Annotated in this window: 32 protein-coding genes; 25 read left to right on the top strand and 7 right to left on the bottom strand. The window is 36.7% G+C overall.

Translation table 11 applies throughout. The features are described 5' to 3' along the window. Positions 1-58: 58 nt before the first annotated feature. The 12 genes from NKR74_RS17045 to NKR74_RS16990 all read left to right on the top strand — a co-directional run bounded on the left by NKR74_RS17045 (position 59) and on the right by NKR74_RS16990 (position 8,994). Positions 59-1,237, top strand: coding sequence for a D-alanyl-D-alanine carboxypeptidase family protein (locus tag NKR74_RS17045; protein WP_253630332.1), 1,179 nt, complete (start codon positions 59-61; stop codon positions 1,235-1,237). Positions 1,238-1,430: 193 nt separating this feature from the next. Further along, complete coding sequence (gene spoIIAA, locus NKR74_RS17040) at positions 1,431-1,781, top strand: anti-sigma F factor antagonist (RefSeq protein ID WP_098310690.1); 351 nt, start codon at positions 1,431-1,433, stop codon at positions 1,779-1,781. After that, the gene (gene spoIIAB, locus NKR74_RS17035) at positions 1,782-2,222 is read left to right on the top strand and encodes an anti-sigma F factor (protein WP_098310691.1); all 441 of its coding nucleotides are present in this window, start codon (positions 1,782-1,784) and stop codon (positions 2,220-2,222) included. Between the two features lie 12 nt (positions 2,223-2,234). Beyond that, positions 2,235-2,999, top strand: a complete 765-nt coding sequence (sigF, locus tag NKR74_RS17030; protein ID WP_098310692.1) for an RNA polymerase sporulation sigma factor SigF — start codon at positions 2,235-2,237, stop codon at positions 2,997-2,999. A gap of 92 nt (positions 3,000-3,091) precedes the next feature. Further along, positions 3,092-3,712: a stage V sporulation protein AA gene (locus tag NKR74_RS17025; RefSeq protein ID WP_098310693.1), complete on the top strand. Its 621-nt coding sequence runs from the start codon at positions 3,092-3,094 to the stop codon at positions 3,710-3,712. Continuing rightward, positions 3,705-4,121 (top strand): stage V sporulation protein AB, encoded by a 417-nt coding sequence (locus tag NKR74_RS17020; protein ID WP_098310694.1) that lies wholly within the window; start codon positions 3,705-3,707, stop codon positions 4,119-4,121. Before NKR74_RS17025 ends, NKR74_RS17020 begins: the two co-directional genes overlap by 8 nt. A gap of 11 nt (positions 4,122-4,132) precedes the next feature. Beyond that, positions 4,133-4,594, top strand: coding sequence for a stage V sporulation protein AC (spoVAC, locus tag NKR74_RS17015; RefSeq protein WP_253630331.1), 462 nt, complete (start codon positions 4,133-4,135; stop codon positions 4,592-4,594). A 104-nt stretch (positions 4,595-4,698) separates the two neighbouring features. After that, positions 4,699-5,712, top strand: coding sequence for a stage V sporulation protein AD (gene spoVAD / locus NKR74_RS17010; RefSeq protein WP_253630330.1), 1,014 nt, complete (start codon positions 4,699-4,701; stop codon positions 5,710-5,712). A 3-nt stretch (positions 5,713-5,715) separates the two neighbouring features. Continuing rightward, a complete protein-coding gene (spoVAE, locus tag NKR74_RS17005; RefSeq protein ID WP_253630329.1) occupies positions 5,716-6,066 on the top strand; it encodes a stage V sporulation protein AE in 351 nt (116 codons plus the stop codon). Positions 6,067-6,071: 5 nt separating this feature from the next. Beyond that, a complete protein-coding gene (gene spoVAEA / locus NKR74_RS17000; protein ID WP_098310698.1) occupies positions 6,072-6,650 on the top strand; it encodes a stage V sporulation protein SpoVABEA in 579 nt (192 codons plus the stop codon). After that, entirely contained in the window at positions 6,628-8,097 is a 1,470-nt protein-coding gene (locus NKR74_RS16995) for a spore germination protein (protein WP_253630328.1), read from the top strand. The genes spoVAEA and NKR74_RS16995 overlap by 23 nt, the downstream gene beginning before the upstream one ends. A 111-nt stretch (positions 8,098-8,208) precedes the next feature. Further along, positions 8,209-8,994: a Cof-type HAD-IIB family hydrolase gene (locus tag NKR74_RS16990; RefSeq protein WP_253630327.1), complete on the top strand. Its 786-nt coding sequence runs from the start codon at positions 8,209-8,211 to the stop codon at positions 8,992-8,994. Positions 8,995-9,023: 29 nt separating this feature from the next. Here the strand turns inward: NKR74_RS16990 and NKR74_RS16985 are convergent, their stop codons facing one another. Next, on the bottom strand, positions 9,024-9,890 hold the full coding sequence (locus NKR74_RS16985) for a DUF1002 domain-containing protein (protein ID WP_253630326.1): 867 nt from the start codon (positions 9,888-9,890) through the stop codon (positions 9,024-9,026). Between the two features lie 465 nt (positions 9,891-10,355). Here NKR74_RS16985 and NKR74_RS16980 point away from each other — a divergent pair, with 465 nt between their 5' ends. The 3 genes from NKR74_RS16980 (at position 10,356) to NKR74_RS16970 (ending at position 12,088) form a co-directional block, all read left to right on the top strand. Further along, complete coding sequence (locus tag NKR74_RS16980) at positions 10,356-10,631, top strand: NUDIX domain-containing protein (protein ID WP_253630325.1); 276 nt, start codon at positions 10,356-10,358, stop codon at positions 10,629-10,631. Between the two features lie 181 nt (positions 10,632-10,812). After that, positions 10,813-11,250 carry a peptidylprolyl isomerase gene (locus NKR74_RS16975; protein ID WP_098310703.1) on the top strand — a complete coding sequence of 146 codons (438 nt, stop codon included), beginning with the start codon at positions 10,813-10,815 and terminating at the stop codon, positions 11,248-11,250. A gap of 472 nt (positions 11,251-11,722) precedes the next feature. Further along, complete coding sequence (locus NKR74_RS16970) at positions 11,723-12,088, top strand: GNAT family N-acetyltransferase (protein WP_098310495.1); 366 nt, start codon at positions 11,723-11,725, stop codon at positions 12,086-12,088. A gap of 17 nt (positions 12,089-12,105) precedes the next feature. Here the strand turns inward: NKR74_RS16970 and NKR74_RS16965 are convergent, their stop codons facing one another. Beyond that, positions 12,106-12,624 carry a DUF309 domain-containing protein gene (locus NKR74_RS16965; protein ID WP_253630324.1) on the bottom strand — a complete coding sequence of 173 codons (519 nt, stop codon included), beginning with the start codon at positions 12,622-12,624 and terminating at the stop codon, positions 12,106-12,108. Between the two features lie 88 nt (positions 12,625-12,712). After that, a complete protein-coding gene (locus NKR74_RS16960; RefSeq protein ID WP_098310497.1) occupies positions 12,713-12,808 on the bottom strand; it encodes a YjcZ family sporulation protein in 96 nt (31 codons plus the stop codon). A gap of 172 nt (positions 12,809-12,980) precedes the next feature. On the opposite strand from NKR74_RS16960, the gene NKR74_RS16955 reads away from it, so the two are divergent. The 3 genes from NKR74_RS16955 to NKR74_RS16945 all read left to right on the top strand — a co-directional run bounded on the left by NKR74_RS16955 (position 12,981) and on the right by NKR74_RS16945 (position 15,353). After that, complete coding sequence (locus NKR74_RS16955; RefSeq protein ID WP_253630323.1) at positions 12,981-13,712, top strand: segregation/condensation protein A; 732 nt, start codon at positions 12,981-12,983, stop codon at positions 13,710-13,712. 88 nt (positions 13,713-13,800) lie between these two features. After that, entirely contained in the window at positions 13,801-14,373 is a 573-nt protein-coding gene (gene scpB / locus NKR74_RS16950) for an SMC-Scp complex subunit ScpB (RefSeq protein WP_253630322.1), read from the top strand. A 77-nt stretch (positions 14,374-14,450) separates the two neighbouring features. Continuing rightward, positions 14,451-15,353 (top strand): ComEC/Rec2 family competence protein, encoded by a 903-nt coding sequence (locus NKR74_RS16945; protein WP_253630321.1) that lies wholly within the window; start codon positions 14,451-14,453, stop codon positions 15,351-15,353. Between the two features lie 58 nt (positions 15,354-15,411). Here the strand turns inward: NKR74_RS16945 and NKR74_RS16940 are convergent, their stop codons facing one another. Beyond that, positions 15,412-15,888, bottom strand: a complete 477-nt coding sequence (locus NKR74_RS16940) for a hypothetical protein (RefSeq protein WP_253630320.1) — start codon at positions 15,886-15,888, stop codon at positions 15,412-15,414. A 189-nt stretch (positions 15,889-16,077) separates the two neighbouring features. Here NKR74_RS16940 and nagA point away from each other — a divergent pair, with 189 nt between their 5' ends. The 3 genes from nagA to phnF are packed head-to-tail and all read left to right on the top strand — an operon-like array spanning position 16,078 to position 18,670. Next, complete coding sequence (gene nagA, locus NKR74_RS16935; RefSeq protein WP_253631172.1) at positions 16,078-17,220, top strand: N-acetylglucosamine-6-phosphate deacetylase; 1,143 nt, start codon at positions 16,078-16,080, stop codon at positions 17,218-17,220. After that, the gene (locus NKR74_RS16930; protein ID WP_253630319.1) at positions 17,221-18,009 is read left to right on the top strand and encodes a glucosamine-6-phosphate deaminase; all 789 of its coding nucleotides are present in this window, start codon (positions 17,221-17,223) and stop codon (positions 18,007-18,009) included. Beyond that, positions 17,939-18,670 carry a phosphonate metabolism transcriptional regulator PhnF gene (gene phnF, locus NKR74_RS16925; protein ID WP_098310503.1) on the top strand — a complete coding sequence of 244 codons (732 nt, stop codon included), beginning with the start codon at positions 17,939-17,941 and terminating at the stop codon, positions 18,668-18,670. The genes NKR74_RS16930 and phnF overlap by 71 nt, the downstream gene beginning before the upstream one ends. Positions 18,671-18,798: 128 nt before the next feature. Here the strand turns inward: phnF and NKR74_RS16920 are convergent, their stop codons facing one another. Beyond that, the gene (locus NKR74_RS16920; RefSeq protein WP_253630318.1) at positions 18,799-19,617 is read right to left on the bottom strand and encodes an HAD family hydrolase; all 819 of its coding nucleotides are present in this window, start codon (positions 19,615-19,617) and stop codon (positions 18,799-18,801) included. Positions 19,618-19,782: 165 nt separating this feature from the next. Between NKR74_RS16920 and glcT the strand changes: the two genes are divergently transcribed. The 4 genes from glcT (at position 19,783) to ptsP (ending at position 25,142) form a co-directional block, all read left to right on the top strand. Further along, a complete protein-coding gene (gene glcT / locus NKR74_RS16915; RefSeq protein ID WP_098310505.1) occupies positions 19,783-20,631 on the top strand; it encodes a glucose PTS transporter transcription antiterminator GlcT in 849 nt (282 codons plus the stop codon). 335 nt (positions 20,632-20,966) lie between these two features. Then, on the top strand, positions 20,967-23,030 hold the full coding sequence (ptsG, locus tag NKR74_RS16910; RefSeq protein WP_253630317.1) for a glucose-specific PTS transporter subunit IIBC: 2,064 nt from the start codon (positions 20,967-20,969) through the stop codon (positions 23,028-23,030). Positions 23,031-23,166: 136 nt separating this feature from the next. Then, the gene (gene ptsH / locus NKR74_RS16905; protein ID WP_020059386.1) at positions 23,167-23,430 is read left to right on the top strand and encodes a phosphocarrier protein HPr; all 264 of its coding nucleotides are present in this window, start codon (positions 23,167-23,169) and stop codon (positions 23,428-23,430) included. Next, positions 23,430-25,142: a phosphoenolpyruvate--protein phosphotransferase gene (gene ptsP, locus NKR74_RS16900; RefSeq protein WP_098310507.1), complete on the top strand. Its 1,713-nt coding sequence runs from the start codon at positions 23,430-23,432 to the stop codon at positions 25,140-25,142. The genes ptsH and ptsP overlap by 1 nt, the downstream gene beginning before the upstream one ends. A gap of 168 nt (positions 25,143-25,310) precedes the next feature. Here the strand turns inward: ptsP and NKR74_RS16895 are convergent, their stop codons facing one another. Then, positions 25,311-25,628, bottom strand: a complete 318-nt coding sequence (locus tag NKR74_RS16895) for a DUF3915 family protein (RefSeq protein ID WP_253630316.1) — start codon at positions 25,626-25,628, stop codon at positions 25,311-25,313. 227 nt (positions 25,629-25,855) lie between these two features. After that, positions 25,856-26,074, bottom strand: a complete 219-nt coding sequence (locus NKR74_RS16890; protein WP_253630315.1) for a hypothetical protein — start codon at positions 26,072-26,074, stop codon at positions 25,856-25,858. Positions 26,075-26,360: the final 286 nt, after the last annotated feature.

The raw sequence follows: 26,360 nt of genomic DNA, 5'->3' as shown, positions 1-26,360 counted from the left end.
TGGTATAAAAACCCTTCATCTGGAAAAGATAGGTGTGATATAGAATGGAGGGTTAGTCATGAAGCGATTGATTGGAATACTTGTTTGTTTCATGTTATTGCTTTCCGCTGTTCCAATTGGTTTTGCGCAGTCTGAGAAAAAAGAAGCGGAAACAAAACCAAAGCTAGCGGAACAAGCATCGTCAGCGATTGTTATTGAACAGGATACGGGAAAAGTTTTATTTGAAAAAAATCCAAATGAAAAGTTGCCACCTGCTAGTATGACAAAAATTATGACCATGCTACTCATTATGGAGCAAATTGAAAAAGGAAAGCTAACACTGAAAGATAAAGTGAGAACGAGTGAACATGCAGCTTCTATGGGCGGATCACAAATTTTCCTGGAGCCTGGTGAAGAAATGACAGTCAATGAAATGTTAAAAGGCATTGCAATTGCATCTGGGAATGATGCATCAGTTGCAGTTGCTGAACACATTGCTGGGTCAGAAGAAGGATTTGTAGACATGATGAATAGAAAAGCAAAAGATTTAGGACTTAAAAATACTCATTTTCAAAATCCAACAGGCCTTCCAGCCAAGAACCATTATTCAACAGCATATGATATGGCAGTTATGGCAAAGGAATTAATGAAATATCCGTTAATTCGTAAATATACAGGTAAATATGAAGATTATTTACGAGAAGATACAGATAAGAGATTTTGGCTTGTAAATACAAATAAGCTTGTTCGTTTCTATCCAGGTGTTGATGGCGTGAAAACAGGCTTTACAACAGAGGCAAAATATTGTTTAACAGCATCTGCAGAACGAAATGGCATGCGCGTTATTTCTGTTGTCATGGGATCTCCAACATCAAAAGAACGGAATGCGGAAGTAACGAAGCTTCTTGATTATGCATTTAGTCAATATATGACGAAAAAAATGTATACAAGAGGCGAAAAAATTCAGACGGTAAAAGTAGGAAAAGGGAAAAAAGAAACAGTCGACTTAGTTGCGTCTGACAATGTTTCTCTACTAATGAAAAAGGGAGAAACGATGAAAAATATCAAAAAAGAAGTAGTGGCTGAGGAAAAAGTGAAAGCTCCAATTAAAAAAGGAGATGCTTTAGGTACACTTGTCATAAAAAAAGATAATCAAGTATTACTCAAACAGACAATTGTTGCGAAAGAGGATGTCGCAGCAGCAAGCTGGTGGGAGTTATTTAAACGAAGTTTTGGGATGTTTTCGACATCGAAATAGCGGCAATTTTGTTGCCGCTTTCTTTTGTTGAGTTTGTTGTTATTTCAATGGTAAGAGATGTTGCTAGAAGGTTCATTTTATGACGAAATAGTACTTCTTTTGTCAGGTGGAAGGATTCTACATTTATTTTAGAGAAAAACTTCTTATATGTTTTGCGTGTATACGCGAATTTTGAATGTAAGGAGGAAATAGGGTGAGTCTTTCCATTCATTTAGAAGTAAAGCGTGACGTCTTATGTGTTCGTTTAGCAGGCGAACTGGATCATCATGCTGCCGAAGAGTTGCGAGCGAAAGTCACTGATATGATTGAGACGCATCATGTTCATCATATTATTTTAAACTTAGAGCAATTAGCGTTTATGGATAGCTCTGGTCTTGGTGTTGTGTTAGGAAGATATAAACATGTCAAAAGCTTAGGCGGCGAAATGGTTGTATGTGCAATTTCTCCTGCTGTAAAGCGCTTGTTTGAGATGTCAGGGCTATTTAAAATTATTCGTTTAGAAGAAAATGAAGCGCATGCGCTCGCGACATTGGGGGTGGCGTAGATGAGAAATGAAATGAACCTTCAATTTTCAGCATTAAGTCAAAATGAATCGTTTGCTCGGGTTACGGTTGCGGCTTTTATTGCACAGCTCGATCCAACGATGGAAGAGTTAACTGAAGTGAAAACAGTTGTGTCTGAGGCGGTAACAAATGCTATTATTCATGGGTATGAAGGGCATGCAGATGGCATTGTGTATATTACGGTTATTTTGGAAGATGACATGGTAAAGTTAACGATTCGTGATGAAGGGATTGGAATTCTAGATTTAGATGAAGCAAGGCAACCCCTTTTTACAACAAAACCCGAATTAGAGCGTTCCGGAATGGGATTTACCATTATGGAAAATTTTATGGACGAAGTAGAGGTTATTTCTAATGAATCTTTCGGGACAACGATCCATTTGACGAAGTATCTATCAAAAAGTAACGCTCTATGCAATTAAGGAGAATTGCCTATGGACATAGAGGTCAGAAGTGAAAAAGGAAAAGGAAAAGGGCAGTTAAAGGATCACGAGTTAAAAGAATTAATTCAAAGAAGTCAAGATGGTGATCAAGGAGCGAGAGATTTAATTATACAAAATAATATGAGACTTGTTTGGTCGGTTGTACAACGTTTTTTAAATCGTGGTTATGAGCCGGAAGACTTGTTTCAAATTGGTTGTATTGGTTTGCTAAAATCTGTCGACAAATTTGATTTATCTTTTGATGTAAAGTTCTCAACATATGCGGTCCCAATGATTATTGGAGAAATTCAACGTTTCTTACGTGATGATGGGACAGTGAAAGTAAGTCGTTCTTTAAAGGAAACTGGAAATAAAATTCGCAAAATGAAAGATGAATTATCAAAAGAGTATGGCCGTGCACCGACAGTTACTGAAATAGCAGAGGCGCTAGAGTTAACGCCAGAAGAAGTTGTAATGGCGCAAGAAGCAAGCCGTACGCCATCATCCATACATGAAACGGTGTATGAAAATGATGGTGATCCTATTACCATTTTAGATCAAATTGCGGATCGTTCTGAAACGAAGTGGTTTGATAAGATTGCTTTAAAAGAAGCGATTCGTGAATTAGATGAACGTGAACGACTGATTGTGTATTTACGGTATTATAAAGATCAAACGCAATCGGAAGTAGCGGAGCGCTTAGGAATTTCTCAAGTACAAGTGTCACGGCTAGAAAAGAAAATATTAAAGCAAATGAAGGACCGAATAGGCGAATAGTCTATTCGTTTTTTTATTTCAAAAAAAGTTGTATTAGAAAATTTTCCAATATCCATACTACAACTACGAGGAATAGTTAAGAGGTGATTGGAGTGGAGCAAACGATATATGTAAAGATGAGAAGTCGCCTGCAAGTGTCGCCTGCTTATGAGATTAAAGTTGGTGATGTTGCACAAGTAGTTGGAGATTCAGACATTGTAGACGAAATAAAACGACAGGCTGTATACAAAATTACAAAGAAAGATAAAACGCATGTGGTAATTGATGTGATGAAAGTCATTCAGCGCATTCAACAGTATTCTAGCAGCTTACAAATTAATTTGCTTGGTTCAGCACAAACTATTGTTGAAATCGTATATGAGAAAAAACGAGTAAATCCATTTTTTTTTGGAATGGTTTGGCTATTACTATTTGTGGGAGCTGCCCTTGCAATTATTTATTTTCATGAAGACGTTAGTATGCAGCAAGTACATCAACGCTTGTATTACATGATTACAGGAGAAAACAATAAAAAGCCACTTTTATTTCAAATCCCATATTCGTTAGGACTTGGACTTGGAATGATTCTTTTTTTTAATCATGTTTTTCAAAAACGCATTAATGAGGAACCGAGCCCATTAGAAGTTGAAATGTTCCAATACCAGCAATCTCTCGATCAATATGTGATGATGAATGAAAATAAAGAAATGATAAAGAAAATCCCAAATGATTGAATATATCGGGGTAATCTTTATTGGATTTGCTGGTGGAATTGCTGTTGGAGGAGGATACGTTGCATTTTTAACTGTATTAGGTGTGATTCCAAGGCTTGCTCAGTTAACAAAAAGTGGTCATCGTGTTCAATATTATGAATGGGCTGTTGTGAGCGGTGCATTAAGCGGCGCATGGTGCAGTTTACGCGATATCACATTGGTGGCTTCACCGTATTGGCTTTTGCTCCTTGGATTGTTATGTGGCACATTTATTGGAATGCTTGCCGCTGCCTTAACAGAAGTGCTGAATGTACTTCCGATATTGGCAAAACGTGTTGGGGTTGATGGGAAAATTGTTATTCTTCTTATCGCACTTGTTCTTGGTAAGGTGGTAGGTTCTTTATTTCATTGGATTTATTTTGTGAAATAGGAGGTATGTAAATGACACCGCGAAAATTGAAAGATGATTATACAAATAACGTGAAAAAGTATCAATCAAAACCTAACTATGTTATGAATTGCGTCAAGGCTTTTGTTGTGGGAGGGCTTATTTGTATATTAGGTGAAGCTTTGATGAAGATGTATATACACTATTTTGATTTTACGGAGAAAAATGCGGGAAATCCAGCAATCACAACATTAATATTATTGTCGGCCATTTTAACGGGGATTGGTGTATATGATAAACTTGGACAATTTGCAGGGGCAGGGTCAGCAATCCCGGTTACTGGATTTGCAAATTCAATGGTGAGTGCAGCGATGGAACACCGCAGTGAAGGGATTGTTCTTGGGATTGCCACTAATATGTTCAAGATTGCTGGAAGTGTAATTGTATTTGGTGTTGTTGGAGCGTATGTTGTAGGTCTCATTCGGTATACATGGAAGCTGTTTATCTCGCCCTAATGGCAGTAATCTCTTACCTTAAGATTCAGAGAAAACGAAGAGGATAGGTGAGGTGGAAAATCACTAAGGGAAGTTTCACTTTTTGTAAGTAAAGGAGAAGACAGATGAGATTAACTGGGAAACAAACGTGGGTATTTCAAAACGATGTATATGTGAATGCGACAGGAACGGCTGTTGGGCCGGAAGAAGCGGAGGGGCCGCTTGGAGGTAGTTTTGATATTACATATGATGATTTGCATTGTGGAGAAGAGAATTGGGAGCTAGCAGAAAGACGATTAATGAGAGATTCAATTCAACAAGTATTGCGAAAAGAAAAGCTGCAAGCATCTGCTATCGATTTTTTTTTAGCTGGAGATTTATTAAATCAAACGGTTACAGCAAATTATGTTGCTAGAGAACTTTCGATTCCATTTCTGGGAATGTTTGGAGCATGTTCAACTTCTATGGAGACTCTCGCTGTTGGCGCTGCATTTATTGATGGTGGATTTGCAAATCGCGTATTAGCAACAGTTAGTAGTCATAATGCCACTGCTGAAAGGCAATTTCGTTATCCAACAGAGTATGGAGGGCAAAAACCAACTACAGCGACGTTTACTGTTACAGGAGCTGGTACAGCTTTAATTAGTCGTGAAAGAAGTTCAATTAAAGTAACATCAGCAACCATTGGAAAAGTTCAAGATTTAGGCATAACAGATCCATTTGATATGGGATCTGCTATGGCGCCTGCTGCAGCCCATACAATTCAACAGCATTTTGAAGATTTAAAAAGAAGTGCTGCAGATTATGACTTAATTGTGACGGGTGATTTATCTGCAGTCGGGACACCAATTACGCGGCAACTTTTATTAGATGAAGGCTATGACATAGGTAATGTCTATAATGATTGCGGTTTAATGATTTATAGAGACGACCAGCAAGTATTTGCAGGAGGAAGTGGTTGTGCCTGCTCTGCAGTTGTGACGTATGGACATTTAATGAAAGAAATGAGAAAGGGGAATTTACAACGGATTTTTGTTGTAGCAACAGGTGCCTTGTTAAATCCGATTATGATTCAACAAAAAGAAACGATTCCAACGATTGCACACGGTATCGTATTTGAAAGAATAAAAGGGGTGTAATATGTGGAATTTATATATGCGTTTGTAGTTGGAGGTGCGATCTGTGTTATTGGACAATTACTGTTAGATTTTACAAAATTAACAACTGCACATGTTATGGCAATCTTCGTAGTAGCTGGCGCTGTTTTGGATGGATTTGGAATTTATGATAAATTAATTCAGTTTGCTGGAGCAGGAGCGACTGTTCCTATTACAAGTTTTGGTCATTCTTTATTACATGGTGCGATGGAAGCTGCAGAAAAGCATGGTTATCTTGGGATTGGAATGGGTATGTTTAAGTTAACATCTGTTGGAATTTCAGCAGCAATTTTATTTGCATTTTTAGCAGCACTTATTTTTAAACCGAAAGGATAAACAACATGAGAAGAAGGGTTATTTTGGTGACAGACGGAGATGAATATGCACAGCGAACAATCGAGTTACTGACAAAGGAGTTTGGGGGACGATGTATTTCGGCATCACAAAGTAATCCAACGAAATTAACAGGGAGAAAGATTGTTGAGCTTATCATGCAAACACCACATGACCCAGTTTTTGTTATGTTTGATGATAGTGGATATATTGGAGAAGGTTCAGGAGAAAAAGCACTAAAATATGTAGCAACGAATAAACAGATTGACGTGCTTGGCGTGTTAGCTGTCGCTTCTAATACGCATCATTGGGAATGGGCCCGCGTTGATGTAAGTATCGATCGAGAAGGACGGTTAACTGAATATGGTGTTGATAAGTTTGGGTTAGCGGATGTTGAAATAGGAAGGATTAACGGTGATACCGTTTACTGTTTAGATGAACTACATGTCCCCATTATTGTTGGAATTGGAGATATTGGAAAAATGTACGGAAATGATGACTGGAAGCGTGGATCACCTATTACAAAAAAAGCAATTCAAGTAATCTTAGAAAGGAGTGGGTTTTATGACCAACAAACAAAAGACTAGTATACCAATTTCTTCATTTTTAAGCGATAATGAAAATTATTTAAAACAAACAGTTGGACTTGGTGTCACGTTTGATGTAGGGATTCGAAAATTTCGTATTTTAGATAAAGAAATTGGTGTTCTGTTTGTGAACGGTTTGTGTGATACGAACTATATTATACATATTTTGGAGGAGGCAGTTGATACAAATGAAATACAAAGGTATGAAGATACCGTAAAGCTGCTAGAAAATCGTCTCATTCATCAGCAAGTAAGTAAAATAAAGACGATGGAAGATGTAATATTTCAAGTTTTATCAGGTTTAATTGTTATTTTTGTCGAGGGAGAAACAGAAGCATTTGTAATAGATGTTCGTAGCTATCCGGGACGAACTCCAACAGAGCCGGATACAGAAAAAGTTGTTAGAGGTGCTCGCGATGGATTTGTTGAAAATATTATTGTGAATACAGCTCTTATTCGGCGGCGTATTCGTGATCCTCGCTTGCGGCATGAGATGATACGGGTAGGCGAGCGGTCACAAACGGATATTTGTATCGCATATGTACAAGATATTGCGAATCCAGACTTAGTGAAAATAATAAAGCAAGAGTTAGAAAATATTCAAATCGATGGTATAACGATGGCTGATAAAACCATCGAGGAGTTTCTTGTCAACCAAGGATACAATCCTTTTCCGCTTATTCGATATACAGAAAGACCAGACGTCGCTGCGAATCATTTGCTAGAAGGACATGTTTTACTATTGACAGATACTTCCCCTAGCGCAATTATTACACCAACAACATACTTTCATCATGTACAGCATGCTGAGGAGTTTCGTCAAAATCCTGCTGCCGGAACGTTTTTACGTTGGACTCGATTTCTCGGAATATTATTTTCACTGTTCTTATTACCACTTTGGCTTACGTTTGTATTGGACCCTACTTTATTGCCAGAAAAACTTGCGTTTATTGGACCAAATAAAACGACAAATTTACCGATTTTCTTGCAAATTATTTTAGGGGAAGTAGGATTGGAATTTTTGCGAATGGCATCTATTCATACACCAACACCACTGTCATCAGCAGCCGGGTTAATTTCAGCTATATTAATTGGTCAAATAGCAATTGATGTCGGTCTATTTGTACCAGAAGTTATTTTATATATTGCCATTTCTATGATTGGAACATTTGCAACGCCAAGCTATGAATTAGGATTAGGGAATAAAATTGCTAAATTATTCCTCATTATATGTACAGCTATATTTCGAGATACAGGATTTGTTGTTGGAATGACGGTGTTAATTTTATTTTTAGCATCGATTAAAAGTTTGCAAACACCGTACCTTTGGCCATTTCTTCCATTTGATTTGGGAGCATTCATGAAAATTTTCATTCGGCCGTCTGTTCCTAGTTTGAAAATGCGTCCAAGTATAGTTCATCCACAAAATATAAGACGACAAAAATGAGCAGAAGGAAACTTCTGCTCATTTTTATTATAAATTTATATGTTTTTAACAAAAACATAACATTTCTTTTGTACACTAGAAGTACATATGTTGTATGGAAGGGGAGATTGCATGATTAAGTTATTTGTGAGCGATTTAGATGATACACTCGTTTATAATGTGAATCGGATTCGTCGAGATGATGAAAAAGCATTATGTTGGCTAGCAGAGAAAGGAACGAATATTTGTTTTGCTTCTGGCCGTTTTACTCATCGTATTCATGATGCTGTGAAGCAATTCACTTTCCCTTATTATACAACAGGGTTAAATGGTGCGGTCTTATTAACGAAAGAAGGGGAAATGCTCCACGAATCGACTTTTAATCGTGAGATTGCCCGGGAAATATATAAATATATACATGAAAAAGAGATGGCGGATATTGTATGTGCGAAGGAGCATCGATATACGAAAAAGAAAAATGAGCATCATCGTATGTTTGAAGAATATATTCAAGTGAAAATCGCAGAAGTGGAGACATTAGATGAAGAGTTTGGACAAACCATTCATCCTGCAAAATTATTTGTATATGGAGAAGAAGAAAAAATTACAATGTTAGATGAAGAACTGCGAAACAAGTTTCAAGACAAAGCAGAAGTAGTGATTTCGGGAAAGAGATATGTGGATATTATGCCAGTTGGAATTAGTAAAGGAAGTGCACTGCAACTTTTAATGGAACATTTACAAGTAGAAGCACATGAAGTAGCATGCATTGGGGATTCCTTTAATGATGTTTCAATGTTTTCTGTGACGCCGCATTCTTTTACGTTGCATCATGCTCATCCATATGTGAAAGAAAAAGCGAGTCATGTTGTTCGTTCTGTAGAAGAAGCAATTATGCAACTCCCGTTATTAGCATAAAAAAAAGCTCGTCAATGACGAGCTTTTTTTTAATTAAATAGTGATTTGATAAAGTCAATAAAGCTAGAGAACACACCTTTTAGACTTTCTAAAAAGCCCTGACCTTCATCGGAACTTAGAAACGATGAAACATGGTCTTTCGCTTTATTTAATTGGTTACTAACTTGATCCCAATCGATATTTAGGTTTTTCATTTTGTCAAAGAGTGCTACTAAATTATTGAGTTGTTCATCAGTTAATGTAATTCCAAGTTGATCTGCAACCTTTTTAATGAGTGAACGTAAATCTTCTGTTGTTTTTGGCTGCTCTTTTGCTATTTCTTCTTTAACGTTTGCAACAAGTTGCACAGCTTTATCATTCCCGATTTCGTCACCAAGTTTTGCGGTTTGAACCATTTCTTCGTTTGCAACTTTTTTTACTTCTTCTGGAATTTCCTTTTTCGATGTTGTTTCGTAAGCCTTCATTAAACCTGTTAAAGCTGCAGTTCCTGACACTTTAAATGGTGCTGTTATGTATATATTCGCATCTTTTACACCTGCTGTAATTAATGCGTTTGTATACATTGCATCTGTTACCCAATTAATATTATGCGCTTGTACAACAAGACCAGACCCTTTTTTTGTATACGTAATCATAGAAGAAGAAATTGCTTTTGTGCCGATTTGTGCGTTTGGTACAACTCCATCTAAATATTTATGTTCTTCCGCATTTGATACTGTAATAATTTGCGCATCTTTTGGCGCTTTCATTTCTTCAAGAAGCTGTTGTTTTTGCTGCTCTGTTAAATTTTCTCCTAATGTAACAATAGACTCTCCCTCAATCACGTCTGCGTATGAAGCTGTTGGAATTAAAAAGACCATCATAGCTAATAGCAGCGCTAATAGTTTCGTTTTCACGAAAAATCGCTCCCTTTCTCTTTCTGAAATTTTCGGGCAACAAAGTAATTATAGTATATTTTCTGTATTTGTCATCCGTCTTCAGAATGATTTCTGGAAGAAATAGCAGGATTGTCGGATTTTATCCCGCTATTCGTGTGCAGTAAGCCCTTGCTGATAGAGGTTTCGCTTTATTAAGAAGGTATTGGTGTTGAAATAGAGAAGTATATTTTTAACATATTATTTATTTGGAAGGAAGAGATAGAGTGCGACCTTTGTTGAGGGCTGAAGCGTTGATTTTTAATCGTGATAGGATAAGTAGATTGATTCAATGTGATACAAACGAAGAGTTTTACCCCGCACTAACGGGCAGTAAGACACCCACCTGAAGATTCAGAGAAAGCAAAGAAGATAGGTGGGAGATAACTGCCCGTAAGAGCCCGATTGGTTCAACTAACCATCAGTAGGGGTGAAGAACCCCCGCTGATGGAAGTTTCACTTTATCGTTTGCCTGGTGGGTCGATTGAGTTTGGAGAAAGTGCTGCAGCGGCAATTGAAAGAGAGTTTGTGGAAGAATATGATTTACAAGTAACAGCAGAGCATTTTGCAGCTGTAAATGATGATATTTTTGAGGCAGATAATCAAAAATATCATCATTGTACGTTATTGTATTGGTGTACTGTTAAAGAAGATGAGCAGGCAGTAAGATGGCATAAAGAGCATTCTGACAGTATGTTAAAGTGGAAGAAATTAGTAAAATAAAAGCAACGCCAATATATCCAGAAGGGGTTATGAAAATTATTGAACAGAATAAAAATGAACCTGTGCATTGGCTTGAGGAAGTAACATACTAAATTTAACAAGGTTTTTGCAATAATATTTTTGTTTATTACAGTGATTGTGGTAATATAAGGCTGAGATTGTTGAAAGGAGCTTATTATACATGAAAACTTTAGGATACATATTAATGGAAAACGGTGAAAAAATCGAATTAGAATTTTTCCCAGAAGAAGCACCAAAAACAGTAGATAACTTTAAAAAACTAGCAAATGAAGGTTTTTATAATGGGGTTACTTTCCACAGAGTAATTCCTGGTTTTGTAAGCCAAGGTGGCGATCCAACAGGAACAGGAGCAGGCGGTCCTGGCTACAGCATTCCTTGTGAAACAGATGGCAACCCTCATAAACACGGTGTAGGCGCACTTTCTATGGCACATGCAGGAAGAAATACTGGAGGAAGCCAGTTCTTTGTTGTACATGAACCACAACCGCATTTAGACGGTGTTCACACTGTATTCGGTAAGGCAACAAGTGGTATTGAGACAGTATTAAATATGCGTCAAGGCGATGTTATGAAAGAAGTTAAGGTTTGGGAAGAGTAAAATGTGAAAAGAGAGCAAAATGCTCTCTTTTTTTATTTAAAAAAGAATTTGTAAGTGAAGAGCAGTAAAAGATATATATAGGAGAATTTACGTATCTTTTATTTCGTTATTTGCAGGCAGTAAACATCTACCTCAAGATTCTGAGAAAATAAAGAAGGTAGGTGGAGGATTACTGCTAGCATACCTCGATTGGTGAGAGTTTTCCATCAGTGGGGGATGAAAAAACATTGATGGAAGTTTCACTTTATATGCCATTTAGGCTAGATACAAACAATATTATGCTAGTGGCATAATATAAATAGAATATCCATATTTGACTTCCTCTTTCCCTCTTTGTATGATTATAAAGTTGTTTTTTGGGGCAAATCTTCTCAGCTAATTAGAAATATTGTAAAATAGATATGATGTAAGATCTAAAATGCTGGTTGAGGGGATATATGATTTGTAACTTTTGTAAGAAGGGATAAATTTCATGTTAATTCGTTTTAAAAAAAGTTATGAAAAAATTGCGATGGGACTTCTGTCTTTTATGCCAATGGAAAAAGATATAAAACGATTACAAGCAACGATGAAGGATTATGAAAAAAATGATAATTGGCAGCTCTATTTATGGAAAGAAGACGATGCTATTGTTGGAATTATTGGGACGGTAAAACAAGATGAAGGTGTATTAGAAATTCAGCATATTAGTGTGAATCCTTCGCATCGTCATGTGGGAATTGGAACAAAAATGGTACAAGAATTACAAACAATGCTGCCGAATGTTACGGTATGCGGAAACGAACAAACTTCTAGATTTTGTGAGAAATGCAAAGAAGTTGAACATAATGTGCATTAATAAAAGCAGAGATAATATTATCTCTGCTTTCTTTTTTGTAATTGTATATTTCGCTCGTTAATCACATCTTCACGATTGCGGTGAGAATGTTTATGAATAATATCCGCACTTGGAGTAGAAGAAGTATCTTTCCAAGGAAGTCCTTTGTTTTTACATAATTGCATGCATATGTCTTCTAGATTCGGATCAGAAAAAGGAAGAAATAGTACTGTATAAGACTCATGATTTTGAATGATGTGCAGTCGTTCCTGAAGGAGTAATAATAGTTTTGGGTAGTCTAAACTTAACGCCTCTATGTGCTGTTTTTCATTTTGCAAAATGAATAGTGCACTTTTCATCATTCGCTCGGCACCATTCCAATTACAACGTCTATGGTGATATAAAGCGACAGCAATTTGAATAAGTCCTACCCAATGTTGTTCGCGTTCCCCGCGTGGTTTTGTTTTCCAATGTTCTTCTAAAATTTCGTGACATTCAAAGTAGTCGTAATCACTATGAAAATGAATTAAAAACTGTATGTATGCTTCATGATACATGTTTTTCACTCCTATTCTAAGCAGCGTGCATATATAGTGTATCATAAATATAAAGCGACTAGAGGTTGTTCTAGTCGCTTTATGTCAGTTAGCAGAAGCAAGCTGCGCCGACAATAATTAATAAAATAAACAACACAACCAGCAGAGCGAATCCGCCGTGGAAACCTCCAGCACCATGTACCATAGTTTGTAACCTCCTACAATGTGTACTCATTACACTGCTATCATATGAACGGGATAGGCATTGTGGCCTAGGTATACGTCTATTTTTGATTAAATTTTTGAAAAAGGTTGGATAGTGTATGGAGTATGCTCTATACTTATGGAGTGACAGAAAAAATGTGGTGGGATGATTTGTGCAATATAATTTTAAAGTTGAGGCATTTGAAGGCCCTTTAGATTTGTTATTACATCTAATTAATCGTTATGAAATTGATATATATAACATTCCTGTAGCGGAAATTACAGAACAATATTTATCATATATCCATGCGATGAAAGAATTACAGCTTGATGTTGCAAGTGAATATTTAGTTATGGCTGCGACGCTATTACAAATTAAAAGTAAAATGTTGCTTCCAAAGCATGAAGAAGATGTACAGGATAGCAGTGAAGAATTTATAGAAGATCCTCGGCAAGAGTTAATGGAACGTCTAATTGAGTATAAGAAATATAAGCAAGTTGCTACCCAATTAAAAGAAAAAGAGCAAGAACGAGCACAGCTATATACACGTCCTCCTCTTGATTTTATGATGTTTCAAAAAGAGGAAGATGAAAAGCTGCCGATTGATGTTACGCTATATGATATGCTGGCAGCATTTCAAAAGCTAATGCGTCGAAAGAAAATACAACGTCCGGTAACAGCTACAGTTGCTCGGCAAGAAATTCCAATTGAACGACGAATGGGTGATGTTTTAAAACAATTAGAAATGGCAGGAGGTCGTCAAAGTTTTTATGATTTATTTGCAGATGATGACCGGGAAATGGTTGTTGTTACATTTTTAGCAATTTTAGAGCTTATGAAACATCAGCAAATTGTCATTGAACAAGAGCATAATTTTGATGAAATCTTTTTATTGAAACCATAGTTGTACTGTTTGACCGAACGCAATATATTGTTGTTCGGTCTTTATGACGTATAGGGATACAAAGAATGTGAGAAAGGAGCTTTTATCGTTGGATAGACAAGAACAAAAGGCAGTTATAGAAGGGCTGCTGTTTGTAGCAGGGGATGAAGGGATTTATCCGGAACAAATCTCAAAAGTGTTAGAGATAGAAGTGAAAGCTGTAATAAATCTTGTAGAGGAACTACAGACAGAATATGAGCAATTGCACCGAGGTTTGCAAATTGTTCAATTTGCAAAGGTGTATCGTTTTACAACGAAAAAAGAACATGCCTCGTATTATCAAAAATTGATGGATGCACCAACAGCTACATCCTTATCGCAAGCAGCATTAGAAACATTAGCAATTGTTGCTTATCGCCAGCCAATTACGAGAACGGAAATCGAGGAGATTCGCGGTGTAAAAACAGATCGCGCTTTGCAAACGCTTGTTTCTCACTTGTTAATTAAAGAAGTAGGGCGTGTAGAAGGGCCAGGACGTCCCATTTTATACGGCACAACAAAAGAATTTTTAGATACATTTGCATTACAAACATTAGATGAATTACCTGCTCTGTCAGAAGAAGGCGAAGGAATGAATGAAGCGGATTTATTCTTTGGTTCTCTACAAGAAATTTCGAAGTAAAAGCTTGGCATTTTGCCAAGCTTTTTTGTATATGAAATGAAAGCTGCGTCATACTAAATAGAAAAAGGAGAAGGTGTATGAAAGATGTGCGTATCGCTCTTTTTCTATTTTCAATTGTATTATGTATAACTTTAAATAGTGCATCCCCTATAGGTCAGCATACTTCTATACATACGGTTTCTTCCTTTTCAAGTCAACGTACGCACTTAGGTAAGATGACTGTAAATTTTTTAAGAGTTGGGCAAGGAGATGCAACAATTATTTCTTTACCGAACGGGAAAACGATTTTAATTGATGGTGGACCGTATGAAGCTGGGGAGCCTATTATTGATACATTAATTAAAAAAGGGATTAAACGCTTAGATGTTGTCATTAGCACACATCCTGACATGGATCATATCGGGGGACTAATTCCAATTATTGAACAAATGCCGGTTTCACTTGTGTTAGATAGTGGGAAACTATATAGTTCATTTACATATCACACGTACATAAGAAGTATTAAAAAAAGAGGAGTGCCGTTTTTAAGTGTAAAAGAAGGACAATATATCCCTCTGGACCCTCACATTTCTATTCAAGTGTTAAACGATGGGAAAGCGAAACGAGAAAATAACGAATCGTCTATTGTATTGAAAATTCGTTATGGTAAGGCTGATTTTTTATTTATGGGAGATGCAGATACACATACAGAAGAAGAAATGATAAAACAATATGATATGCATGCAGATGTATTAAAAGTTGGTCATCATGGCTCGTATACATCAACGAGTGAAAAGTTTATAACAGCTGTTGCACCGCAGTTTGCTGTTATCTCATATGATAAAAAGAATCCATATGGTCATCCACATCGAAGTGTGATGAAACGGTTATATCGGCATGGTATCGCCGTATATACTACAGTGAAACATGATGTTGAAATTGAGACAGATGGTGAGCGTATTGTTATTCAGCATCAGTTACCTTTACCGTTGTTAAAATAGTGTAAGTATATCTCATTTCAGCATTGAGATATATAAGCTGCTGAAATTACAAATATAGTTAATTACGTTTATATACAGTAGCGTTCCAAAGCTTTTCTTGATATCCGTTCAATAAAATATCTAAATCATGCATAATACGATGTATTTCTACAAGTGTAGTTGCTCTTCTTTCTTCACGGGCTTGTTTCGTGTAAGAAACAATATTTTGGAAGTCTTTTTGTAAAGCCCCTTCAACTGCCGGTGTGTACTGCAAGAATTGTTCTTCAATTTGTTTTAAAGCAGCATCATGCTCAGTCCATAAAGAAGAGGAGGGGGTCCAGTTTTTATATTGATCATAGCAGACCAACTTGTTTAGCAATTCATGCTGTTCGTGAATTGATTTGTAAATAGCTGCAGTTTGTGCATCCTTTGGAGGTTCTGGAGGTGATGTAACTTGTTTAGATATATTCATTTTCGTCATCATATAATAAGACCCAGAGCCAATCAGAACTACTGTTACAAAGATAATACATGAAATAATTGTTGACTTTTTCATAAAATTGTTAACCTCTCCTTTTGAATAAATAATACTATATATTATAATTAGAGAAGAAAAAGAAATTACCTTTTTCCTATATTAAAAATTTACTCATAATGTATAGACAACTACTCGTGTATATATTATGATGAAAATAGGCAAATAGGTAATAATACAAGTAGTATTATATGGGAAAGGACGATGGAAATGAAAACGCAAGTTGTCATCAATGCCAAAATTTATACAGGTCATGAAGTGCTAGAAAACGGTTTTATTCGTTACACAGATCAAATTCAAGAACTGGGATTGATGGCTCAGTATGTACCAAAAGAAAATGAAGAGATTCATGATATAAAAGGGAATCTTGTAATTCCAGGAATGATTGATATTCATATTCACGGTGGATACAATATTGATGCAATGGATGCAAATAGCGACGGATTAGTAACTCTCGGCAAACAGATGTTACAAGAAGGGGTTACAACTTTTTTTCCAACAACAATGACACAGTCTCCTGAGGCAATTGAAGCGGCTCTAAGTGCTGCAAAAGAGGCGGAGGGAAAAGGTGCGCATTTTGAATATATTCATTTAGAAGGCCCGTACGTTTCAAAAAAACGTGCAGGTGCACAGCCGCTTGAGTACATTGTTCCTGCAAATATTGAACAATTTAAACAATGGCAAGAAGCAAGCGGGAATTTAATTAAACTGGTAACATATGCTCCTGAAGAAGAAGGTGCGCGTGAGTTTGAACAATACCTCGCGAAAACTGGGGTTATCGGTACGATTGGACATACAGATGCAACTGATGAGCAATTAACAGGTAGAAGTATTACACATGCAACTCACCTTTATAATCAAATGCGTGGGTTGCATCATCGTGAGCCGGGTGTAGTTGGTCATGTGCTATTAAACCCAGATGTAATGGTTGAAGTGATTACAGATGGTATTCATATTCATCCGGATATGGTGAAATTGGCATATAAATTAAAAGGACCTAAAAAAGTGAGTGTCATTACAGATGCGATGCGTGCAAAAGGTTTAGCAGATGGATTATATGAACTTGGTGGACAACCGGTTATTGTAAAAAATGGCAGTGCGCGATTAGAAGATGGCACATTAGCAGGCAGCATTTTAACGATGGATCAAGCGTTTCGTAACGTGATTGCGTTTACTGGATGTTCTGTTGAAGAAGCAGTTCTTATGACATCAATTAATCAAGCTGAAGAATTTGGATTAGTAAATAAGGGTGCTTTAGAAACAGGAAAAAATGCGGATTTTGTTATTATGTCTAAAGATTTATATGTACAAGATACAGTTCGATTGGGAGCTCATATGAAAGAGGGGAAATAAATGAATATCGTTGTTGTAAAAACTCCAGAAGCATTAGCGGAAGCAGGTTATAAATTAATTGAACAAGTTGTAAAATCAAAAGAAAGTCCAGTGCTAGGAATGGCTACAGGAGGCTCTCCATTGGGAATTTACGCATTAATGAGAAAAAATAAACTTGATACAAGCTGTGTAACCACTGTAAACTTAGATGAGTACGTAAATTTACCACATGAAGACAAAAACAGCTATCATTACTTTATGCAAGAACAGTTGTTTGATCATCTTCCATTTAAAAAAACTTATGTACCAAATGGAATGGCAGGCGATTTACAAGAGGAATGTAAACGTTATGAAAGCATTATTGATGCCAATCCAGTTGATTTGCAAATTCTTGGAATCGGTGAAAACGGTCACATCGGATTTAATGAGCCGGGAACACCATTTGATTCTGTAACTAACATTGTTGAGTTAACAGAATCTACCCGTCAAGCAAACCGTCGTTTCTTCGAAAAAGAAGAAGATGTGCCAACTCATGCAATTACAATGGGAATCGGTAGCATTATAAAGGCGAAACAAATTTTACTTGTTGTTTCTGGCTTGAAAAAAGCAGAAGCGATTAAGGAAATGCTACAAGGGAACGTAAACGAAGGTTGTCCGGCTACAGTTTTACAACGTCATCCAAATGTAACCGTAATCGCAGATCAAGAAGCTCTATCTTTATGCAGTGAGGCGATTGCTGATGAACATCGACAAGTATTCACCATTTCCGATCTATTATCAGATTCAAGAGTGGGTGAAGCAACTAATTGAAGACGGTGAATGGAAGCCGGGAGATAAAATTCCATCTGAAAATGAATTATGTGATAAGTTTGAAGTAAGTCGAATGACAATCAGACAGGCAATTAATAATTTAGTTGAACAAGGATATTTATATCGAAAGCGTGGAATTGGAACTTTTGTACAACTTCCGAAAGTTGAACAAAAGTTACAAGGCATGACTGGATTTACGGAGGATATGCTCTCTCGTGGAATGAAACCTAGTAGTGCGCTATTAAGCTTTCAACTTGTTCCAGCTACTGCTAAAGTAGCAGACAGGCTTAGAATTCAAGAGGGAGAATCAGTTTACGAAGTGAGACGTATTCGCTTAGCTGACGAGGAACCAATTGCGTTTGAAACAACGTATTTGTCACCATCTCTTGTAAAAGATATTAATGAAGAAATTTTGCAGCAATCATTGTATGAGCACTTAGAAAAAAAACTAGGCTTTAAGCTAGTTCGTGCTACGCAATCTATTGAAGCATCTATTGCAACGGACGAAGAGGCTGCGCATCTTCATATTCCGAAGAAAGCACCTGTGCTTGTAATGAGACAATGGTCGTATGCAGAAGGTGAGTTGCCGCTGGAATACGTAAAGTGTATTTACAGAGGAGATCGTTATAAGTTTATTACAAATATTTCACGCAATAAGTAGAACATAATGTTTTATGTAGTGAAATAAAGTGAAACTTCCACCAGTGGGGGCATCCCGCACTGATGGAAAGCTCTCACCAATCGTGCTTTTATTGCCCGCGAATAGCGGGATAAAAATACGACTCATCCTTATAAGGAGTGAGTCGTATTTTTATATCCTTCATTATTATAATGAAGAACATATTCAATCGCATCTTTAACAGAAGGAACAGTATGAGTTGCATGTTGCCTAACTTCATCATCTGCACCAGCCATCGCAAAGCTATGAGGTGTTAAAGCGAACATTGGGATGTCATTGTAGGAATCACCAATACAAGCTATTTCGTTAGGCTGAATGTTAAATTCCTCTAATAAGACAGAAATAGCAGAACCTTTACTAATGTGAGGTGGCATAACATCTAAACACTGCTCGGCAGAAATAAAGGTGCTTACTTTCCCTTTAAAATTTTCATCAATTTGCTTTTGAAGAGTAACTAAATCTTCTTTCGTACCCCCAACTGAAATTTTATTTGGGAAAATTGTTTTATCGATTTTTTCGAGCAAATTTGGTTCTGCAACGGAAGTCATTTTTACTTGCTTTTCGAGCTCATGAATAAACGGTGTTTTTTCCTCAATATAATAATTATATTCATCACTTACATAACGAAAGAATGGTTCTTTATTTGTTATAGACAACAGCTCTGGTAAAATAGTAGAATCAAATGTTGCTGATAACAATTGTTTATTTTCGTGTGTATATACAAATACACCATTCACACTAATACGATGAAAGTTCATGTCAACTTTGTCCATTAACTCGGCAATTTCATTATCAAGTCTTCCAGAAGCGAAACAAAGGATTATATTTTGGTCAGCAAGGCTACGCAGTGCATCTATATCTTGTTCATCGATTACACCTCCGTGTTGCATCATTGTGCCATCAATATCGCTTATGAACATTTTAATCATGGTGTTGCTCCTTTCTACTAGACGTATATCTTTACATTATACGCATCTCATACAATCATGTCTAAAAAACGACATTTACAAAATGGTAGATGTTTTACATTGACGAAAAATAAGATTGTTCTGTAACATGAAAGAAGACCTTTTTACGCGCAAGGGTGGTGTTGTATGAATAATTGTCTCGAAATTAAAAAAGTTTTAAATAATAATGTTATTATTGCTGCCCATCCAGAACATGAAGAAGTAGTTGTCATTGGAAAGGGAATTGGGTTTGGCAAAAAAGCAAAAGAAATGTTACAAGTAGAACAGATTGAAAAAATGTTCGTGTTAACAAATGAACGTGAACGTGAACAATATAAACTTCTTGTTCCGCATGTGAGCGAGAAGTTAATAGAATTAATGAATGATCTTATGTTTTATATTCAAGATCGAGTAGATACACCGTTAAATGAGCATATTCATATTGCTTTAACGGATCATATTGCTTTTGCAATTAAGCGATTAAAGCAAGGATTTACAGTAGACAATCCATTTTTAGTGGAAACGAAAGTACTGTATCCAAAAGAATATAAAATTGCAGAGGAAGTTGTAGAATTAATTAACTCTCGCTTAAATATCCATCTTCCAGAAGGCGAGATTGGATTTATCGCATTGCATATTTATAGCTCTATTACAAACTCTGAGGTGTCTTCTATTAATCAAAATTCTAGATTGATTGCTCATCTCATCTCTTTAATTGAAGAAAATTTACAGATCGTGTTAGACAAAGAGAGCATTCATTATTTACGTCTTGTTCGGCATTTGCAATACACGATTGAACGTGTGAAAAATGGTGAACAAGTGGAAGAATCACAACATTTTGCAGACCTTTTAAAAGCTGAATTTCCAGAGTGCTATAATTTGGCATGGAAACTTGTTAAAGTAATGCAAAATCAATTGCAACTGCCTGTGTATGAAGCGGAATCGATTTATTTAACGATGCACTTACAGCGTTTAGTGAAGGTAGAAGAAATGTAGAAATTGTTTGATTTTGTCGAAAATGTAAACGTTAAAAAAAGTTGTTGAATCGCTTACATCACTTATGTATAATAATCTTACAGAAAGTTATTATTTTCGACAAATGTTGCGCATCGATAAACGGAAACGTTTGCGTGAATTGAATATCGCACTTATTTCATTACGATTCGACACGTGTTACTGATTCGATCAGGCATGAGTGAAGAAGAGGTTGGAATGGTAGCTGTTGAAAGGGACATACTACTCCTTGATAGCTATTTTCTACCTTTTTTTAACTCATGCCTTTTTGCATTTGCCGAAAGTAAAAATAAAAAAGAAAGGGAGGAAGAATCCAAATGTTTAAAAAGATTTTTGGTGTTCTTCAAAAAGTCGGAAAAGCATTGATGCTTCCAGTTGCTATCCTTCCGGCGGCAGGTATTTTACTTGGATTTGGTAATGCATTTCAAAATCCACAGTTAACAAATTTAATCCCTGCTTTAAAAGCAGATTGGTTTGTTCTAGTTGCAAAAATCATGGAACAATCTGGTGACATTATTTTCGCAAACCTTGCATTATTATTCGCAGTAGGGGTTGCCATCGGGTTATCGAATGGAGACGGAGTAGCTGGATTAGCGGCCTTCGTTGGATACTTAATTATGAACAAAACGATGAGCGTATTCTTAGGAGTAGACAAGCTAGTTCAAGTAACAAGCAAAGCTGGAGATCCAATTAAAACTGGTTTTGCAGATCCAGCTTATGCAAATGTATTAGGTATTCCAACACTTCAAACAGGAGTGTTTGGTGGTATTATTGTCGGGATATTAGCGGCATATTGCTATAACAAATACTACAACATCGAATTGCCATCATATTTAGGATTTTTTGCCGGTAAACGTTTCGTGCCAATTGCAACGGCAACATTCTCTTTACTTTTAGGGATTGCAATGTGCTTTGTTTGGCCACCGATTCAAGGTGCTTTAAATACGTTTTCACATCAAATGATTGATGCAAATAAAACGTTAGCAGCATTTATGTTCGGTTTGATTGAGCGGTCTTTAATTCCATTTGGATTACATCATATTTTCTATGCGCCGTTCTGGTTTGAGTTCGGTTCATATACAAATGCAGCAGGTGAAGTTATCCACGGTGACCAAAAGATTTTCATGGCACAATTAAAAGATGGTGTCACATTAACAGCTGGTACATTTACAACAGGTAAATATCCGTTTATGATGTTCGGTCTTCCAGCAGCAGCATTAGCAATGTATCATGAAGCACGTCCGGAAAATAAAAAAATGGCAGCTGGTATTTTAGGATCTGCTGCGTTAACATCTTTCTTAACAGGTATTACAGAACCAATTGAGTTCTCATTCTTATTCGTAGCACCTGTACTATTTGGAATACATGCAGTATTTGCTGGTTTATCATTTATGGCTATGCAACTTTTAAACGTTAAAATCGGGATGACATTCTCCGGTGGTTTAATTGACTTTATGCTATTTGGTGTATTACCAGGCCGTACCGCATGGTGGTGGGTAATTATTGTTGGTCTTGTATTAGCAGTGATTTACTATTTCGGATTCCGTTTTGCAATTCGCAAATGGGATTTAAAAACACCAGGTCGTGAAGTAGTAGAAGAGGTTGAAGGAGCAGGAAAAGTAGAAGCAGGCGAGCTTCCAGGTGAAATTTTAGTAGCGTTTGGCGGAAAAGAAAACATCGCTTCTTTAGATGCTTGTATTACACGTTTACGCGTTCAAGTAAAGGATCAAAAAGATGTAAATAAAGATCGTTTAAAAGAGCTTGGAGCAGCAGGTGTTCTTGAGGTTGGTAACAATATTCAAGCGATTTTCGGTCCGAAATCTGATACGTTAAAATCACAAATTCAAGATATTATGGCAGGTCGTGCAGTGCATGTTCCAAAAGAAGCACCTGCAAAAGTAGAAGAGCCTGTACAAAAAGCAGATGTAAATGAAGTAATTGCGATTCCGATTGAAGGTAAAATTTTACCGATTACAGAAGTGCCAGATCAAGTGTTTTCCGGAAAAATGATGGGGGATGGATTTGCGATTGAACCAGCGGAAGGAACTGTAGTTTCTCCGGTAAATGGTGAAATTGTGAACGTATTCCCAACGAAACATGCGATCGGTATTCAATCTGAAGGCGGAAAAGAAATTTTAATTCACTTCGGTATTGATACAGTGAAATTGAATGGAGAAGGCTTTGAAGCACTAGTTTCTCAAGGTGATAAAGTAACGCAAGGCCAGCCTTTATTAAAAGTAGATATAGCATTTGTAAAAGAAAATGCGCCTTCTATTATTACGCCAATTGTTTTCACAAACTTACAAGAAGGACAAAAAGTTGAAATTAAAAAGCAAGATAATGTCCAAAAAGGTGAAACAAACGTTATTGAAATTCAGTAAAATTTAGACGCAAATTGTTTACAATTATAATAGGCGATGTAGTTGACCAGGCATCGCCTATTATATACAATAGAAAGTGTAGTACTCACGTCTATACAACTTAAAATATACTGTAGTTTAAAGGAGATAGATCATTATGGAAAAAATCTTTAAAGTAACTAGCGACTCAGGAATTCATGCTCGTCCAGCAACTTTACTTGTAAACACAGCAAGCAAATTTGGTGCTGATATTAACTTAGAATATAACGGCAAAACTGTAAACTTAAAATCAATCATGGGTGTTATGTCTTTAGGTATTCAACAAGGCGCAGAAATCAAAATCACTGCAAATGGTGATGATGCAGCTCAAGCAGTAGCAGCTATCGAAGAAACTATGAAAAACGAAGGATTAGGAGAATAATGACTCTTAACATTAAAGGGATCGCCGCGTCAAGTGGTATTGCAATTGCAAAGGCGTTCCGTCTAGAAAATCCTGAATTTAATATTGCAAAGAAATCGATTACGGATGAAGCTGCGGAAATCGCACGCTTAGAAGCTGCGCTTGAGAAATCAAAGTCTGAATTAGAAGCAATTAAAAATCATGCTTTTGCTGAGCTTGGAGCTGATAAAGCGGCTATCTTTGAAGCACATTTACTAGTATTAAATGATCCAGAACTAGTAAACCCAGTAAAAGATAAAGTGAAAAACGAAAAAGCAAACGCTGAATTTGCGATGGATGAAGTTGCATCAATGTTTATTACTATGTTTGAGAGCATGGATAATGAATACATGAAAGAACGTGCAGCGGATATTCGCGACGTGACAAAGCGTGTTATTGCACACTTACTTGGAATTAACTTCTCAAACCCAAGTACAATCTCCGAAGAAGTAATCATCATTGCAGAAGATTTAACACCGTCTGATACAGCACAATTAAATCGTAAATATGCAAAAGGTTTCACAACTGATATTGGTGGACGTACGTCTCACTCTGCAATTATGGCTCGTTCAATGGAAATCCCAGCTGTTGTTGGGACAAAAGTTGTGATGGAGCAAATTCAAAACGGTGATATCGTAATCATCGACGGTTTAGATGGAGAAGTAATTGTAAACCCATCTGAAGAGACTCTTCGTGTTTATGAAGAAAAGAAAGCACAATTTGAAGAGCAAAAAGCAGAATGGGCAAAATTAAAGAATGAAGCAACAGTTACGGCAGATGGTCATCACGTTGAGCTTGTAGCAAACATCGGTACACCAAAAGATGTAAAAGGTATTATTGACAACGGTGGAGAAGGCGTTGGTCTATATCGTACAGAATTCTTGTACATGGGCCGTGACAACCTTCCAACAGAAGAAGAGCAATTTGAAGCATACAAAGCTGTTCTTGAAGGTGTAGGAGAAGGTCAGCCGGTTGTTGTTCGTACACTTGACATTGGTGGCGATAAAGAGCTTCCATACTTACATTTACCAAAAGAAATGAACCCGTTCTTAGGCTACCGTGCAATTCGCTTATGCTTAGAAGAACAAGATATCTTCCGTACACAACTTCGTGCATTACTTCGTGCGAGTGTATACGGTAATTTAAAAATTATGTTCCCGATGATTGCAACTCTTGATGAATTCCGTCAAGCAAAGGCAATTTTATTAGAAGAAAAAGAAAGACTTGTGCAAGCTGGTACAGTGGTTTCTGATAGCATTGAAGTTGGTATGATGGTAGAAATCCCAGCTTCTGCGGTGTTAGCTGATCAGTTTGCAAAAGAAGTAGATTTCTTCTCTATCGGAACAAATGATTTAATTCAATACACAATGGCAGCAGATCGTATGAATGAACGCGTTTCTTACCTATACCAACCATATAACCCAGCAATTTTACGTCTTGTAAAAATGGTGATTGATGCAGCTCATAAAGAAGGGAAATGGGCTGGTATGTGCGGTGAAATGGCAGGAGATGCTTTAGCAATTCCGTTATTAGTTGGATTAGGATTAGATGAGTTTAGCATGAGTGCAACATCTATTCTTCCAGCAAGAACACAAATTCGTAAGCTTTCAAAAGTGCAAATGGAAGAGTTAGCACAAAAAGCTTTAAATATGTCAACTGCTGAAGAAGTAGTAGAACTTGTAAAAAGCATTTAATGAAAAAACCTGAGCTGATTGAAATCGGTCTCAGGTTTTTTTATACAATTCACTTTTTTATTGAATTTGTATTCTATTTAATTGTTTTCGGGTTAATCAACTTTTCATATTTGTGAGTAGAAATAAAACCAGGAAAGCTATTGCCTCCCTGGAAATTACTGACTTTTATTAGAAAACGATAGCTACAACATCATCTGGGCAAACACGTAATAAGCCTCCACCAGGTATATTGCCTCCTGAGAAAAGTGCTACGCCATTTGAAAATCCCTCGAATACAACGTTAGTAAAAGTACCATTATCTCTAACTGTTAATAGAGCGATTCGAGTACCGACACAAAGATTTCTAAGAACGTTGCAAAAACGATTTCTATGACCAGTACGTACACCGCTACGGCAGTCGCTACGGAAACGGCGGTCGCTACGGAAACGGCGGTCGCTGCGTACACCGCTACGGCAGCCATCAAATCCAAAACATCCTCCGAACATAATTCTCACCCCCTTCACATTAATAAGATATGCTCTAGGTACATGCTTTGTTTGGACACAGTGGAAAAATTTTTTAAGATTTTTTCCTATTTTTTAGGAAAATAATAAATGTTTTAGGTAGAATGTTGTTATTCTTCTTATAACATATGAGAAGAGGGAAATGAGAGTTTGGACAATAAGCGGATATGTATAGAAAAAAGACTGCCTCTTTTTAATAAAGACAGTCTTTATATTTTTTTGCTTTTATATAAAACAATGATATATACAGGAAGTGCTAATAGTAGTGGTGCAACGGAACGACCAGCATGCTGACCAATTTCGGACTGAAGCGCTGTTTCTTTTGAAAACTGTAGCATCGCAATATTTGTCATATCTCCAACGAAGTATAGAAGTAGTACTGTGACTAGATAGCACAATATTGCGATAAAGCTTCCAGATAAATTCAACGAAAATCCCTCACTTGTTATCAATTTGTTACTATTGTATCATAATTGTAACAAAAAAGCATCTTTAGAGTACAGTCTGCTATTCCTAGGTAGTAAGCCCTTCTTAATATTTAGAGAGAAGTGAAGAAGATAGATGGAGAATAACTGCTGTCACGTGTCTGATTGGTGAGAGCTTTCCATTAGTGAGGAATGAAAAAAACCTCCACTAATGGAGGTTTCATTTTATCCCACACTAACGGGCAGTAAGACTTCCACCTCAAGATTCAGAGAAAGCGAAGAAGATAGG

The sequence above is a fragment of the Bacillus sp. 3103sda1 genome (assembly GCF_024159135.1).
Classification (GTDB): domain Bacteria; phylum Bacillota; class Bacilli; order Bacillales; family Bacillaceae_G; genus Bacillus_A; species Bacillus_A rhizoplanae.
This window is presented reverse-complemented; position numbering and strand designations above follow the sequence as displayed.